Below are 13843 nucleotides of genomic sequence, written 5' to 3'. Positions count from 1 at the left end.
AGTCACCATGCAGGTATCCGTGCGCCCTCGCCCGATCAACCCGTGGCTGTACCTGGGCATTCCTTTCGTCACCGCCGTGGCCTTGGTCCTGCTTGAATGGACATCGCTGGATATGGACGTGGCCAACCTGTTCTACGACCCGGTTGCCAGTCAGTTCATCGGTCGCCACAGCTACCTGCTGGAGACCATCCTGCATGACCGGGTCAAGCAGGGCGTGATCGTCTTCGGGCTGCTGGCCGTGGTCGGCTTCGCCCTGAGTTTCGTCTGGCAGCGGCTGCTGGGCTGGCGCCGCGAGCTGGGTTGCCTGGTGTTGGCGCTGGGGCTGTCGACCGCCTTCGTCACGCCGCTGAAGAAGGTGACCCAGGTGCAATGCCCGTGGAGCCTGACCCAGTTCGGCGGCAAGGAGACCTACAGCAAGCTGCTGGAGCCACGCCCGGCCACCGACAAGCCCGGACTGTGCTGGCCGGGTGGACACGCCGCGACCGGGTTCTGCCTGTTCGGCCTGTTCTTCATGCTGCGCGACCGGCGTCCGCGCCTGGCGCGGGTGGCGCTGGCGGTAGCCTTCGTGGCCGGCTCGGTGCTGTCAGTCGGACGGATGATGCAGGGCGCGCATTTCCTGTCGCACAACGTGTGGACGGCGGTGTTCTGCTGGTTGATCGGGCTGGGGTCGTATTACCTGGTGTTGTATCGCCGGGGCCGCTTTGCGGCCCTTTCGCGGCACAAGGCCGCTCCTACAGGATAATGCGATTTCCTGTAGGAGCGGCCTTGTGCCGCGAAAGGGCTGCAAAGCAGCCCCACTGCACCTCGAGGTAAATGAAAAAGCCCCGGCTCTCGCGAACCGGGGCTTTCCTTGGTGCAGGGGGTGAGGCTGGCTTACATCATGCCGCCCATGCCACCCATGCCACCCATACCGCCCATGTCTGGCATGCCGCCACCAGCAGAGGCTTCTACGGGAGCGTCAGCGATCATAGCTTCGGTGGTGATCATCAGGCCACCGATCGAAGCGGCAGCTTGCAGCGCCGAACGGGTAACCTTGGCCGGGTCCAGGATGCCCATTTCGATCATGTCGCCGTACTCGCCGGTGGCGGCGTTGTAACCGAAGTTGCCCGAACCTTGCTTGACCTTGTCAGCGACAACGCTTGGCTCGTCGCCGGCGTTGGCAGTGATCTGGCGCAGTGGCGCTTCAACAGCACGGCGCAGCAGGGCGATACCGACGTTCTGCTCTTCGTTGTCGCCTTTGAGGTCCTTGATGGCTTCCAGGGCGCGCACCAGGGCAACGCCACCGCCAGGCACCACGCCTTCTTCGACGGCTGCACGGGTAGCGTGCAGGGCGTCTTCGACGCGGGCTTTCTTCTCTTTCATCTCGACTTCGGTGCCGGCACCGACCTTGATCACGGCAACACCGCCAGCCAGCTTGGCCAGACGCTCTTGCAGCTTCTCACGGTCGTAGTCCGAAGTGGTGTCGGCAACCTGGGCGCGGATCTGGGTGACGCGAGCCTGGATGTCGGACTCTTGGCCAGCACCGTCGATGATGGTGGTGTTTTCCTTGGACAGGATCACGCGCTTGGCGTTACCCAGGTGCTCCAGGGTGGCGGTTTCCAGGGACAGGCCGATCTCTTCGGAGATCACGGTAGCGCCGGTCAGGACGGCGATGTCCTGCAGCATGGCCTTGCGGCGGTCGCCGAAGCCCGGGGCCTTGACCGCGGCAACCTTGACGATGCCGCGCATGTTGTTGACCACCAGGGTGGCCAGGGCCTCGCCTTCGACGTCCTCGGCAACGATCAGCAGCGGACGGCCGGCCTTGGCAACGGCTTCCAGTACTGGCAGCAGCTCACGGATGTTGGAGATCTTCTTGTCGACCAGCAGCAGCAGCGCGCCTTCAAGCTCCGCAACCATGGTGTCCGGCTTGTTGACGAAGTACGGCGACAGGTAGCCACGGTCAAACTGCATGCCTTCTACGACGGACAGTTCGTTTTCCAGGCCCGAGCCTTCTTCAACGGTGATCACGCCTTCTTTACCGACTTTTTCCATGGCTTCGGCGATGATTTCACCGATGGAGTTGTCGGAGTTGGCGGAGATGGTGCCGACCTGGGCGATGGCCTTGGAGTCGGCGCATGGCTTGGACAGGTTTTTCAGTTCGGCAACAACGGCAGCAGTGGCCTTGTCGATACCGCGCTTGAGGTCCATCGGGTTCATGCCGGCAGCGACGGCTTTCAGGCCTTCGTTGACGATGGCCTGGGCCAGGACGGTAGCGGTGGTGGTGCCGTCACCGGCAGCGTCGTTGGCCTTGGAAGCGACTTCCTTGACCAGCTGGGCGCCCATGTTCTCGAAAGCGTCCTTGAGCTCGATCTCTTTGGCGACGGAAACGCCGTCCTTGGTGATGGTCGGCGCGCCGAAGCTCTTGGCCAGGACCACGTTACGGCCTTTCGGGCCCAGGGTCGCTTTTACCGCGTCAGCCAGAACGTTGACACCAACCAGCATTTTCTTACGGGCGGAATCGCCGAATTTTACGTCTTTAGCAGCCATGATCGTTTAATCCTTGGAATTCTTTGGAGTAACGGGAAGTCGGGGAGAAATCAGGCTTCGATAACGGCCAGGATTTCGTTCTCGGCCATGACCAGCAGGTCTTCGCCATCGACTTTCACGGTGTTGCTGCCCGAGTAAGGGCCGAAAACCACTTTGTCACCCACTTTCACGGCCAGCGCGCGTACTTCGCCGTTGTCCAGGATACGACCGGTGCCGACGGCAACGACTTCGCCGCGGTTTGGTTTTTCAGCGGCCGAACCCGGCAGGACGATACCGCCAGCGGTTTTCGATTCTTCTTCGCTGCGACGGATGACGACGCGGTCATGCAGAGGACGAAGCTTCATTGTCGATCTCTCCCAAATTGTGGTTTTCATCGGCCGGTGTCGACACCGGCGGGTTGATTCGATCCGGCGTTGCCGGGCGTGGCCCGCACCGGGCGAACCACCTATGTCATGTCTGGTGTCGCCACCAGAAACCTTGCGGTGACACATACATGAGGCCGGGATATTCGATTACAAGGCTTGCTACAGAAAAATTTTCATAAGGTGTGAGAATCATCGTGGGAGCGGGCTTGCCCCGCGATCAGGGCGACCGGCCCCATCGCGGGGCAAGCCCGCTCCCACGCCTTGCGAGACCTTTTCGCGGGTTACTTGTCGCGGCGCTCGTACTCGCCCTCGATCACGTTCGGACGATGGCCACCATCGCGGGGCTGGGCCTGGAATGGGTCATCCTGGAACGCCCGCTGGCGCAGGGCCTGTTCCTCGGCGCGGCGACGCAGCTTGCCGGCAACCAGGCGGCGGGTGAACGGCAACAGGCAGAGCAGGCCCAGCACATCGCTGATGAAGCCTGGCAACAGCAGCAGGCCACCACCGACGGTGAGCATCAGGCCCTGGAACATGTCCTCAGCTGGCAGTTCGCCGCGCTGCAGGCTCTCCCGGGCACGCAGGGCGGTGGCCAGGCCGGCCACACGCATCACCAGCACACCCAGGGCGGAACCGGCGATGATCAACAGCAGCGCCGGAAAGAAACCGATGGCCGCGCTGACCTTGACGAAGACGAACAGCTCCAGCACGGGGAAAAGCAACAACAGCAGTAGAAAAGCACGCATCAAGGGTTCCTCGACGGAAGAGAGTCTTCCTGTAAGACCATCAGATGGATGCCTCGACGCCTGTTTTCAACCCTCGACCTGCGTCGAATCCGGCCATTTGTCAGCGCGCGCCAGCAAAACCAAGGCCTCACGGACTTGTGTCGGCGTATTGCAACTAGACGGGAAAGGCAGCCAGTAAATGCCCTGGCCAATACGCAGGTGCATGCCCTCGCTGTCGATGCCGACCATCTGCGCCGAAAGCGGCAACCCTACCAGTGTTACGTAGTGATCAATGGCATTGGCATGGTCATCGTTCATATGCTCGATCATGCTTCTTTCGACCTCGCCCGCGAAGGGGTTGGCCAGGGTCACCTGGTCGAGCCAGTGGATCGCACCGAAACCGCCGATGTAGCGGTGACGTACCGGCTCGAGCACCCAGAAATCGAAGTCGTGGGCCTTGTGGTAATTGGCCGATTCAGGGAAGTACCGGTAGTAGCGGGCCGCGGCAGCCTCGATGGCCGCGTCGTCGCTCAGCTTGCGCGCCTCGGCCATCACCGTCAGGCGCCCGACTGCCTGGACGTCCTCGGCATCGCGCTCGCCCACCAGCAGCGAACATTTGGGGTCTTTCTGCAGGTTGTGGGTGTGCTGGGCGATACGGCTGATGAGGATCAGCGGATGGCCCTCGGCGTCCAGGCAATAAGGCACCACCGAGCCGAAGGGATAGCCGGGCATGGACTTGGAGTGGGTCGAGAGAACGCCACGATATTCCTTGAGCAGCAGTTCCCGGGCGGGGCGGAGGGCGTTGGTACTCACTGGAGAGTCTCCTGGCGACAGACTGGATGGGTGACAAGATAAGCATTATCACCCGCCCCTGCCACTGGGTCTGCTGCCGTGTAGATCTACGCATACCCCTGTAGGAGCGGCCTTGTGCCGCGAAAGGGCTGCATAGCAGCCCCAGGATCTCAGCGATGAGGCAGACATCGCCGGGGCCGCCTTGCGGCCCTTTCGCGGCGCAAGGCCGCTCCTACAAAGAGCACGCACAGCGCTTTACCGGATCGACTTACCAGGTAACACCAAACCCGGCGGTATATCGGGTCTTGTCCAGGTCACTGTCGCGGGTGCCCTTGATCAGGTCCTTCTCCGCCTTCAGGTTGAGCGAAGCCCACTCGGTCACCTTGTAACGCAGCCCCATCTCGGCATCCAGCGCGTACTCGGCCACACCGCCCAGCGGCTTGCCGACCTCGCCATTGGTGAAGAACTCCACCTTCTTGCCGATCAGGTAGCGGTTGTAGTCCCACTTCACGGCGGCGGCATAGAAGTTGTCCTTGCCGCCGTCGCGGTATTCGAAATCGGTGCGGTTGATCAGCGAACCGAGCGAGAACGCGCCCAGCTCATCATCCCAGAACTGATAACCCGGGCCGGTACCGACGGTACGCTGGCGCGCCAGGTCCTCGATATGATCGCGCTTGTACTCCAGGCGCCCCTGCCAGAACCACTTCTCGGTGATGAAACGGTCAAGAGCGTACTCGGCGCTCCAGTTGTTGGTGGTGGTGACGTCGTCCTTGGTCTCGCGGTTGTACTCGCCCTCGGCGTTGTGCCGCCAACGACCGTGGCGGGCGGTGGTCTTGAAGCTGACGTCGTAGTCGTCGGTATTGTTCTCGGCGCGCTTGTAGTCCATCGCCACATCGACATTGCCCTTCCACAGGAAGTCCTCGACCACCGGCCGTGGCTTCATGATCTGCTCGATGCTGGCCAGCTCGACGGTCTTCGGCGCATCGCCGTTGGCCAGGGTCACCTTGCCCGGTTCGGCGGCCTTGAGCGACTTGGCCTTCTCGCCGGAGTAGGCGTCCTGCTTGACCAGCAGTTCCTGGTCGCTCTCCAGCGTCTTCACCTGTTTCCAGTCCAGGGCGATCGAACCGCCATAGGGCGTCTCCAGCAGCAGCTTGCCGCCGTCGAAGACCTTGATCTTGCCGCTCAGGCGGTCACCGTTCTTCATCCACACGGTGTCGGCGAGCACGGGAGTACAGAGGGACGCGGTGATGAGGCAAAGCAGGGTTCTAGAAGACATAAGCGCAATATGGGTTCGATTCGACGAAAAAGCCGGGCATTATCCAGATACCGACAACCTGAGCAAGGACAGACCCAGACCATGCCGATGAGTTCCACTCGCATTTGCCCGGACCGCCTGTCCGGTTTCATCCGCAGGCCAGGTACCCCGTGATGTCCATGCCGCCACCCTCCCCGCCGGAAGACGCAGAGGCCCGACGAATGGCACTGTACTCGGTGCTGGGCCAGGTGCCCGCCGGCAAGGTGGTCAGCTACGGGCAGCTGGCCGAACTGGCCGGCCTCGGCCGTGCCGCACGCTGGGTCGGGCGTACCCTCGGGCAGTTGCCGGCGGACACCCGCCTGCCCTGGCACCGGGTGCTGGGTGCCGGCGGTCGGCTGAGCCTGGCCCTGGGCACGCCGTCGGGCGACGAACAACGCGCCCGTCTACGCGCAGAAGGGGTGAATGTGGCCAATAATCGTGTGGATATGGCGCGCCATGGCTGGCGTCCAATGGAGCACAGCGGTTAGAGTGCGCGCTTTGTTTTCGCAAACCTTGAGGCAGATGTTGGCCCATGCCCCGTAAAACCTGGCGCGCTGCGCTCGCTGCCTATGCCAGCCCGTCAACTTTGGTGCTTTTGCTGCTCGGATTCGCCGCCGGCCTGCCGTACATGCTGGTGTTCTCGACGCTTTCGGTCTGGCTGCGCGAGGCGGGTGTGGCGCGCGAGACCATCGGCTATGCCAGCCTGATCGGCCTGGCGTACGCCTTCAAGTGGGTCTGGTCGCCGCTGCTCGACCAATGGCGCCTGCCGCTGCTCGGCGGCATGGGCCGTCGTCGTTCGTGGCTGCTGTTGTCCCAGGTGCTGGTGGTGCTCGGGCTGATCGGCATGGGCTTCTGCGACCCGCAGAAGCACCTGTCGTGGCTGATTGCCCTGGCGGTGCTGGTGGCCTTCGCCTCCGCCACCCAGGACATTGCCGTCGACGCCTACCGCCTGGAGATCGCCGACGATCAGCGCCAGGCCGCCCTGGCCGCCAGCTACATGGCCGGATACCGGGTTGCCGCCCTGCTCGCCACCGCCGGTGCGCTGTTCTTCGCCGAGTGGTTCGGCTCCACCGGATTCAGCTACCTGCACCAGGCCTGGACCGGCACCTACGTGCTGTTCGGCGTGCTGATGCTGCCCGCGCTGTTCACCACCCTGGTGATGCGCGAACCGCCGGTGCCCCTGCGCACCCAGCTGTCGGCGGCCCGCTACGGGCTTATGCACCAGCTGGCCTCGGTGTTCGTGCTGATCATCCTGCTGGTCTCGGTGCCCGCCAGCTTCACCCAGCTGTTCAACACCGACTGGGCCAGCGTGGTGTTCGGCGACTCGACCATGCTCGACCTGCTGCTCGAGGACCGCGCCTTCCTGCGCCTGATCCTCTACGTGCTGCTGACCTGGGCGTGCCTGTCGTCCCTGGGCCGACGCGGCCTGGCGCCGGTGCTCACACCGGTCAACGACTTCATCGCGCGCTACCGCTGGCAGGCCCTGCTGCTGCTCGGGCTGATCGCCACCTACCGCATGTCCGACACGGTGATGGGCGTGATGGCCAACGTGTTCTATATCGACATGGGCTTCACCAAGGACCAGATCGCCAGCGTCAGCAAGATCTTCGGCCTGATCATGACCCTGGTCGGCGCCGGTGCCGGTGGCCTGCTGATCGTGCGTTTCGGCATCCTGCCGATCCTGTTCATCGGCGGCGCGGCCTCGGCGGCGACCAACATCCTGTTCCTGATGCTGGCCGACATGGGCCCGAACCTGGAAATGCTGGTGGTGACCATTTCGCTGGACAACTTCAGCTCGGGGCTGGCCACGTCGGCCTTCGTCGCCTACCTGTCGAGCCTGACCAACCTGAAGTTCTCGGCCACCCAGTACGCCCTGCTGAGCTCGATCATGCTGTTGCTGCCGCGCCTGATCGGTGGCTATTCCGGGGTGATGGTGGAGAAGTTCGGCTACCACGACTTCTTCCTGATCACCGCGCTGCTCGGCGTGCCGACGCTGGTGCTGATCGCCCTGCACTGGCGGCAGGAGGTTGGTCGGGGAAAGCCGGTGCCGGTGAATAACTCGACCGCCGAGCAACCCTGACCTGTAGGAGCGGCCTTGTGCCGCGAAAGGGCCGCATAGCGGCCCCGGCAATCAGAGCGTCCATGACTATTGCCAGGGGGCGCGCTGCGCCCCTTTCGCGGCGCAAGGCCGCTCCTACAGGACTCGGGTTTACTGAGTGACAGCCCCTTCCCCCGAACGCCTGCCCACCACGAACCACAATGGCCACAACGCCAGTGCCCCCGCCACGCCCGCCGCCACGGCAAAGTGCATCAGGCTCGCACCCGCGCCGAGCATCGCCAACACCGCGCCGCCCAGCCCCAGCAAGGCGATGGTGATCATCCCCAGCATCGCCGATACCAGGCCCTTGCTCTGTTCGCTGGAGAACAGCGTCATGCGGTACAGCACGGCGTTGGCCACGCCCAGGCCCAGCGCGTACAGCGACATGCCGGCCACCACGCTGGGAACCGTCGGCCAATACCAGGTCGCCGCGACCATCAGCGACAGCCCCGCCAGGTATGGCCACAGGGCCCCGCGCACCAGTGCCGGCAGCGGGTAGCGATCGGCGATGCGGTTGATGATCAGGTTGCCCATGATCAGCCCGCCGAACACCGGCAGCTGCCACAGCGCGTATTCCAGGGTGCTCAGGCCTTCGTCATGGATCAGCAACACTGGCGACAGGCCGATCCAGCCAATCAGCGGCAGCCCCACCAACCCCAGCGCCGCACTGCCGGCCACGAAGCGCCGATTGCCCAGCAACTGGCCGTAGCCAGCCAGCAACGGCAGCAGGTGGATGGGCGTAAACGGCAGGCGCGAACCGTCGCGCCGCTCCACGCCAAGGGTTTCCGGCATTAGCCGGTAGAGCAGCAACCAGCACAGCACCGCGCCTGCGGCAAACGCCACGAACAGCCAGCGCCAGTCTAGCCACTGCAGCATCAAGGTACCCACCAGCGGGCCAAGCAGCGGCGACAGCAGGGCGATATTGGCCAGCAGGGCCATCATGCGCACCGCGTCGGCCTCGCTGAACGCCTCATTGAGCGCCGGATAGCTGACCGTGACCACGAAGCCCAGACCGATGCCCTGCAGCAGGCGCAGCAGGTTGAACAGGCCGATGTCCTGCGCCCAGAAGGTTGCAAGGCAGGCCAGGCCGAAGAAGATGCAGCCGCCCAGCAGCAACGGGCGTCGGCCGTAGCGATCCGCCAGCGGGCCGATCAGCCATTGCAGCAGCACCCCGCCCAGCAGGTAGAGGTTGAGGGCGTGGGGAATGTATTCGGGACTGGCCTGAAGATCGCCAACCACCACCGGCATGGCGGGCATGACCGCGTCGCTGGCGAGGTAGGTCAGCAGTTCGAACAGCGCCAGGGTCAGACCGAACAGCAAGGCGCGCAAGGGAGTGATATACAGCAAAGGTTTCATGGCGGACATCGGGTTTGTAGGCAGGATCAAGGTATATGCCAGAAATGACAGTACCCGGCTGTGAACAAGTGTAAGGGTCTTGAAAAGCATCGCGGGGCAAGCCCGCTCCCACAAGACCGTTGCTGGCGATGTGGGAGCGGGCTTGCCCCGCGATAGGAAGCGACGCGGCGTTACTGGACCGCCGCCTCCTGCACCACGCGGATCACCCGCTGCGGAAACGGAATGTCGATGCCTTCGGCCTTGAGACGGTCGCGGGCATGCTCGTTGAGCATGAACAGCACGTCCCAGTAGTCGGCAGTCTTGACCCAGATACGCAGCGACACGGTGATCGAGCTGTCACCCAGGGTCGAGATCACCGCCTGTGGCGCCGGATCCTGCAGCACGCGCGGATCCTGGGCCAGCTCCAGCAGCACGTTGCGCGCCTTCTGCAGGTCGGCGTCGTAGTCCACGCCCACGTCGAACACCACCTTGCGGGTCGGCTGGCGGTTGGTGTTGGTGATGATGCCGTTGGACAGGCTGCCGTTGGGCATGATCACGGTCTTGTTGTCACCGGTGCGCAGCACGGTGTGGAAGATCTGGATGCTGTCCACGGTGCCACTGACACCTTGCGCCTCGATCCAGTCACCGATGCGGAACGGACGGAACATCAGGATCAGCACGCCGCCGGCGAAGTTCGCCAGGCTCCCCTGCAGGGCCAGGCCGATGGCCAGGCCCGCGGCACCGATGGCGGCGACGAACGAAGTGGTCTCGATGCCGATCATCGAGGCCACGCTGACCATCAGCAGCACCTTCAGCACGATGTTGGCCAGGGTGCTGATGAAGCCCTGCAGCGCCGCATCGGCACGCAGGCCGACCAGCTTGCCCAGGCGGGCGCTGAGCTTGTTGATGATCCACCAGCCGATGGCCAGAGTCAGCAGCGCCAGCAACAGGCGGCTGCCGTACTCCATGATCAAGGGGAGCCAGGTTTGCGATTGGCGGACCAGCTGATCGACTTCAGCGTTCAAATCCATGTTTATCTCCTGATGCCGAACGGCAAGTACACAATGAGGCGGGCAACGCAAAGCAAGCGGCCCGGACCCCGATGGACATCACTGCGCCATCAAGGTTCCGGGCCGCCGCGGATCAGTCGCGGAAGTTGTTGAACTGCAGCGGCATGTCGAATTCCTTGGCGCGCAAGGCAGCAATGGCCTCTTGCAGATCATCACGCTTCTTGCCGGTAACACGTACCTGCTCGCCCTGAATGGCGGCCTGGACCTTGAGCTTGGCGTCCTTGATGTGAGCGACGATCTTCTTCGCCAGCTCCTTGTCGATGCCTTCGCGGAACTTGGCTTCCTGCTTCATTTCCTTACCGGAGGCATAGGCGTCCTTGGCTTCCAGGCATTTGACGTCGATCTTGCGCTTGACCAGCGCCAAGCGCAGGATCTCGATCATCGCCTCGAGCTGGAACTCGGCCTCGGCAGTCAGCAGTACGGTCTGCTCCTTCTCCTTGAACTCGAAGCTGCCCTTGCCTTTGAGGTCGTAACGGCGGTCGAGCTCCTTGATGGCGTTTTCGACGGCGTTCTGCACTTCGTGCTTGTCCAGTTCCGATACCACGTCGAACGAAGGCATGGTTGTTCTCCATAAAAAAAAGCGCGCTCGGCCTGAAGATGGAGCGCGTCGGGTTTGATGGTTAAAATGCGGACTCATTATAACGGGTTGCGAAACGCAGATGAGCAGCACCTGGCATATTCTCGGCGCCGGCAGCCTCGGCAGCCTCTGGGCCTGTCGCCTGGCCCGCGCCGGCAAGGCGGTCCGCCTGATCCTGCGCGACCAACAGCGTCTGGCCGCCTATGAGCACGGCGGTGGGCTGACCCTGGTCGAACAGAACGGCGCCCACCACTACGCGATCCCCGCGGAGACTGCCGACGCCCGCGGCCCGATCCATCGCCTGCTGGTCGCCTGCAAGGCCTACGACGCCGCGCCCGCCGTGGCCCGTCTGGCCCCGCGGCTGGCCAACGGCGCCGAGCTGGTGCTGTTGCAGAACGGCCTGGGCAGCCAGGACGAAGTCGCCGACCAGGTGCCCCACGCCCGCTGCATCTTCGCCTCCAGCACCGAGGGCGCGTTCCGCGAGGCCGACTGGCAGGTGCGCTTCGCCGGCCACGGCTTCAACTGGCTGGGCGACCCGGCCAATCCCAACGTCCCGTCCTGGTTCACAGACCTGCACGACGCCGGCATCCCGGCCCAATGGGCGCTCGACATCCCTACCCGCCTGTGGCGCAAGCTAGCGCTCAACTGCGCGATCAATCCGCTCACCGTACTGCACGACTGCCAGAACGGCGGCCTGCTTGGCCACCTGGCCGAAGTCGACCAACTGTGCGACGAACTGGCCGACCTGCTGCGCCGCTGCGGCCAGCCCGAGGCCGCCAACGACCTGCACGAGGAAGTGCAGCGGGTGATCATCGCCACTGCGGCCAACTACTCTTCCATGTACCAGGACGTTCGCCATGGCCGGCGCACCGAGGTCCACTACCTGCTCGGCCACGCCTGCCGCGCCGCCGCACGGCATGGCGCCAGCGTGCCGCATCTGGAAAAGTTGCGCCGGCGCCTGGCGGTAAACCTCGAGGCGCGCGGTTTGCGCAGCGACTGACGCCCCTTATCCACAGGACAGGACACCTCTTCACCCATGACCTTGCGTCAACGCCTGGAAAACCTCCCGGTCGGGCAGAAACTGCTGGCGGCCCTGCTGGTGCTGCTGGTGACCATCCTGCTGGTGGCCAACCTTGCCTTCATCAGCGCCGCCTACTGGATCACCCAGGAGAGCATGGCGCCCCAGGCCCTGCAGACCATCGGCCGGCTGGTCTCCAACCCGCAGCTGTCCGCGCGCGCCGGCGACTCGACACAGAACGCCACGGCGCTGCTCAAGGAGCTCGACAGCTACTCGCCGTTGCGCGCCGCCGCAATCTATGGCGGCGACGGGCAGATGCTGGCCCAGCTGCAGCACGGCGACCCGCTGACCCTGCCCAAGCGCTACCGCAACATCGATGGCTGGCGCCTGATGGAGTTTCGCAGCACCCAGCTGATCCGCCTGCCGCGCAGCGCCGCCCCGCCCGCGCACCTGCTGCTGGTGGCCAGCAGCGAGCTGCCCACCGCGTTCTACACCGGCACGCTCTCCGCCAGCCTGGCCATCCTGGTGTTCAGCATACTGCTGTGGCTGGTCATCGCCCGGCAGATCAAGCGCCTGATCACCGTGCCGATCAATCGCCTCGAAGAGCTGACCCGCCAGGTTACTCGCGAGGAGAGCTATGCGCTGCGCGCCAAACGCGGCAACGATGACGAGATCGGCAGCCTGGCCGAGGCGTTCAACACCATGCTGTCGCGCATCGAGGCCCGCGAGCAGCAGCTCAAGCGCACCCGCGACGAGTTCCAGGACGCCTACGACCAGGCCCAGGGCCTGGCCGAGGAAACCCGTCACACCAACCGCAAGCTGGAACTTGAAGTCCAGGTGCGCAGCAAGATCGAGAAAAAACTCACGGGCTTTCAGAACTACCTGAACAGCATCATCGACTCCATGCCCTCGGCACTGATTGCCCTCGACGAGCAGCTCTACGTCACCCAGTGGAACCACGAGGCCACGGTGCTCTCCGGCACACCGCTGGACGAAGCGCTGAACCAGCCGGTGTTCCTCGCCTTCGAGCCGCTCAAGCCCTTCCTGCCGCAGCTCAAGGAGAGCGTGGAGAAACACCGGGTGGCCAAGATCGAGCGGGTCACCTGGCCCAAGGGCGAGGACCTGCGCCACTATGCCCTGACCTTCTACCCGCTGATGGGTGGCGCTGGACGTGGCGTGGTGATCCGCATCGACGACATCACCCAGCGCCTGTCCCTGGAAGAGATGATGGTGCAGTCGGAAAAGATGCTCTCGGTCGGCGGCCTGGCCGCAGGCATGGCCCACGAAATCAACAACCCGCTGGGCGCCATCCTGCACAACGTGCAGAACATTCGCCGGCGCCTGTCGCCGGAGCTGCCGCGCAACCAGGAGCAGGCCGGCGAACTGGGCATCGACCTGCCGGCCGTCAACCGCTACCTGGAGAGCCGCGAAGTGCCGCAATTGCTCGACGGCATCCAGCAGGCCGGCGCCCGGGCGGCCAAGATCGTCACCCACATGCTCAGCTTCAGCCGCCGCAGCAATCGCCAACTGGCCCCTTGCGAGCTGCCGGCGCTGATCGACCAGGCCGTGGAGATCGCCGGCAACGACTTCGACCTGGCCATCGGCTTCGATTTCAAGGGCCAGGCCATCGTCCGCCAGTTCGACCCGCAACTGGGCCCGGTGCCCTGCACCGCCAACGAGCTGGAGCAAGTGCTGCTCAACCTGCTGAAGAACGCCGCCCAGGCCATTCACCAACGCCCGCAGCCCAGCGAACCGGGGCGCATCATCCTGCGCACGCGGCTCAACCCACCGTGGGCGGAGATCCAGGTCGAGGACAATGGCGTCGGCATGCCCGAGACGGTGCGCAAGCGCACCTTCGAGCCGTTCTTCACCACCAAGGAGATTGGCCAGGGCACCGGCCTGGGCCTGTCGGTGTCGTACTTCATCATCACCAACAACCACAAGGGGCAGATGGAGGTGCAGTCCACCCCCGGCCAGGGCACCTGCTTCACCCTGCGCCTGCCCCTGAGCCCGGCCCAGCCGAGCACCATCCAGACGGAGACATGA

Annotated in this window: 13 protein-coding genes; 5 read left to right on the top strand and 8 right to left on the bottom strand. The window is 64.2% G+C overall.

Annotated elements, in window-relative coordinates:
- Nucleotides 1-7 precede the first annotated feature (7 nt).
- Nucleotides 8-742 carry a phosphatase PAP2 family protein gene (locus tag PRtIB026_RS08290; RefSeq protein ID WP_203647889.1) on the top strand — a complete coding sequence of 245 codons (735 nt, stop codon included), beginning with the start codon at nucleotides 8-10 and terminating at the stop codon, nucleotides 740-742.
- A gap of 131 nt (nucleotides 743-873) precedes the next feature.
- Here PRtIB026_RS08290 and groL read toward each other — a convergent pair whose 3' ends face one another.
- The 5 genes from groL to PRtIB026_RS08265 form a co-directional block, all read right to left on the bottom strand.
- Nucleotides 874-2526, bottom strand: coding sequence for a chaperonin GroEL (gene groL, locus PRtIB026_RS08285; RefSeq protein WP_203647890.1), 1653 nt, complete (start codon nucleotides 2524-2526; stop codon nucleotides 874-876).
- Nucleotides 2527-2576: 50 nt separating this feature from the next.
- Nucleotides 2577-2870: a co-chaperone GroES gene (locus PRtIB026_RS08280; RefSeq protein WP_028689692.1), complete on the bottom strand. Its 294-nt coding sequence runs from the start codon at nucleotides 2868-2870 to the stop codon at nucleotides 2577-2579.
- A 302-nt stretch (nucleotides 2871-3172) separates the two neighbouring features.
- Entirely contained in the window at nucleotides 3173-3634 is a 462-nt protein-coding gene (locus tag PRtIB026_RS08275) for an FxsA family protein (RefSeq protein ID WP_050703867.1), read from the bottom strand.
- A 66-nt stretch (nucleotides 3635-3700) separates the two neighbouring features.
- Nucleotides 3701-4426, bottom strand: coding sequence for a HugZ family protein (locus tag PRtIB026_RS08270; protein ID WP_203647891.1), 726 nt, complete (start codon nucleotides 4424-4426; stop codon nucleotides 3701-3703).
- Between the two features lie 247 nt (nucleotides 4427-4673).
- A complete protein-coding gene (locus PRtIB026_RS08265) occupies nucleotides 4674-5681 on the bottom strand; it encodes a DUF481 domain-containing protein (protein WP_203647892.1) in 1008 nt (335 codons plus the stop codon).
- A gap of 152 nt (nucleotides 5682-5833) precedes the next feature.
- Between PRtIB026_RS08265 and PRtIB026_RS08260 the strand changes: the two genes are divergently transcribed.
- Both PRtIB026_RS08260 and PRtIB026_RS08255 read left to right on the top strand, forming a co-directional pair.
- Nucleotides 5834-6187 carry an MGMT family protein gene (locus PRtIB026_RS08260; protein WP_110739830.1) on the top strand — a complete coding sequence of 118 codons (354 nt, stop codon included), beginning with the start codon at nucleotides 5834-5836 and terminating at the stop codon, nucleotides 6185-6187.
- Between the two features lie 44 nt (nucleotides 6188-6231).
- Nucleotides 6232-7779, top strand: a complete 1548-nt coding sequence (locus tag PRtIB026_RS08255) for an AmpG family muropeptide MFS transporter (RefSeq protein ID WP_203647893.1) — start codon at nucleotides 6232-6234, stop codon at nucleotides 7777-7779.
- A 129-nt stretch (nucleotides 7780-7908) separates the two neighbouring features.
- Here PRtIB026_RS08255 and PRtIB026_RS08250 read toward each other — a convergent pair whose 3' ends face one another.
- From PRtIB026_RS08250 to PRtIB026_RS08240, 3 genes are all read right to left on the bottom strand, one after another.
- Nucleotides 7909-9153, bottom strand: coding sequence for an MFS transporter (locus PRtIB026_RS08250; RefSeq protein WP_203647894.1), 1245 nt, complete (start codon nucleotides 9151-9153; stop codon nucleotides 7909-7911).
- A gap of 170 nt (nucleotides 9154-9323) precedes the next feature.
- Complete coding sequence (locus PRtIB026_RS08245) at nucleotides 9324-10163, bottom strand: mechanosensitive ion channel family protein (protein ID WP_203647895.1); 840 nt, start codon at nucleotides 10161-10163, stop codon at nucleotides 9324-9326.
- A gap of 112 nt (nucleotides 10164-10275) precedes the next feature.
- Entirely contained in the window at nucleotides 10276-10761 is a 486-nt protein-coding gene (locus tag PRtIB026_RS08240) for a YajQ family cyclic di-GMP-binding protein (protein WP_203647896.1), read from the bottom strand.
- A 100-nt stretch (nucleotides 10762-10861) separates the two neighbouring features.
- Here PRtIB026_RS08240 and PRtIB026_RS08235 point away from each other — a divergent pair, with 100 nt between their 5' ends.
- Nucleotides 10862-11779, top strand: a complete 918-nt coding sequence (locus PRtIB026_RS08235; protein WP_203647897.1) for a putative 2-dehydropantoate 2-reductase — start codon at nucleotides 10862-10864, stop codon at nucleotides 11777-11779.
- A gap of 36 nt (nucleotides 11780-11815) precedes the next feature.
- Nucleotides 11816-13843: a sensor histidine kinase gene (locus PRtIB026_RS08230; protein ID WP_203647898.1), complete on the top strand. Its 2028-nt coding sequence runs from the start codon at nucleotides 11816-11818 to the stop codon at nucleotides 13841-13843.

This window comes from Pseudomonas sp. RtIB026 (assembly GCF_016861355.2).
GTDB lineage: Bacteria > Pseudomonadota > Gammaproteobacteria > Pseudomonadales > Pseudomonadaceae > Aquipseudomonas > Aquipseudomonas peradeniyensis.
This window is presented reverse-complemented; position numbering and strand designations above follow the sequence as displayed.

Excerpts from the sequence above, each read along its gene's own strand:
- PRtIB026_RS08290 (WP_203647889.1), top strand. The coding sequence starts at position 8 with ATGCAGGTATCCGTGCGCCCTCGCCCGATCAACCCGTGGCTGTACCTG.
- groL (WP_203647890.1), bottom strand. The coding sequence starts at position 2,526 with ATGGCTGCTAAAGACGTAAAATTCGGCGATTCCGCCCGTAAGAAAATG.
- PRtIB026_RS08280 (WP_028689692.1), bottom strand. The coding sequence starts at position 2,870 with ATGAAGCTTCGTCCTCTGCATGACCGCGTCGTCATCCGTCGCAGCGAA.
- PRtIB026_RS08275 (WP_050703867.1), bottom strand. The coding sequence starts at position 3,634 with ATGCGTGCTTTTCTACTGCTGTTGTTGCTTTTCCCCGTGCTGGAGCTG.
- PRtIB026_RS08265 (WP_203647892.1), bottom strand. The coding sequence starts at position 5,681 with ATGTCTTCTAGAACCCTGCTTTGCCTCATCACCGCGTCCCTCTGTACT.
- PRtIB026_RS08260 (WP_110739830.1), top strand. The coding sequence starts at position 5,834 with ATGTCCATGCCGCCACCCTCCCCGCCGGAAGACGCAGAGGCCCGACGA.
- PRtIB026_RS08255 (WP_203647893.1), top strand. The coding sequence starts at position 6,232 with ATGCCCCGTAAAACCTGGCGCGCTGCGCTCGCTGCCTATGCCAGCCCG.
- PRtIB026_RS08250 (WP_203647894.1), bottom strand. The coding sequence starts at position 9,153 with ATGAAACCTTTGCTGTATATCACTCCCTTGCGCGCCTTGCTGTTCGGT.
- PRtIB026_RS08245 (WP_203647895.1), bottom strand. The coding sequence starts at position 10,163 with ATGGATTTGAACGCTGAAGTCGATCAGCTGGTCCGCCAATCGCAAACC.
- PRtIB026_RS08240 (WP_203647896.1), bottom strand. The coding sequence starts at position 10,761 with ATGCCTTCGTTCGACGTGGTATCGGAACTGGACAAGCACGAAGTGCAG.
- PRtIB026_RS08235 (WP_203647897.1), top strand. The coding sequence starts at position 10,862 with ATGAGCAGCACCTGGCATATTCTCGGCGCCGGCAGCCTCGGCAGCCTC.
- PRtIB026_RS08230 (WP_203647898.1), top strand. The coding sequence starts at position 11,816 with ATGACCTTGCGTCAACGCCTGGAAAACCTCCCGGTCGGGCAGAAACTG.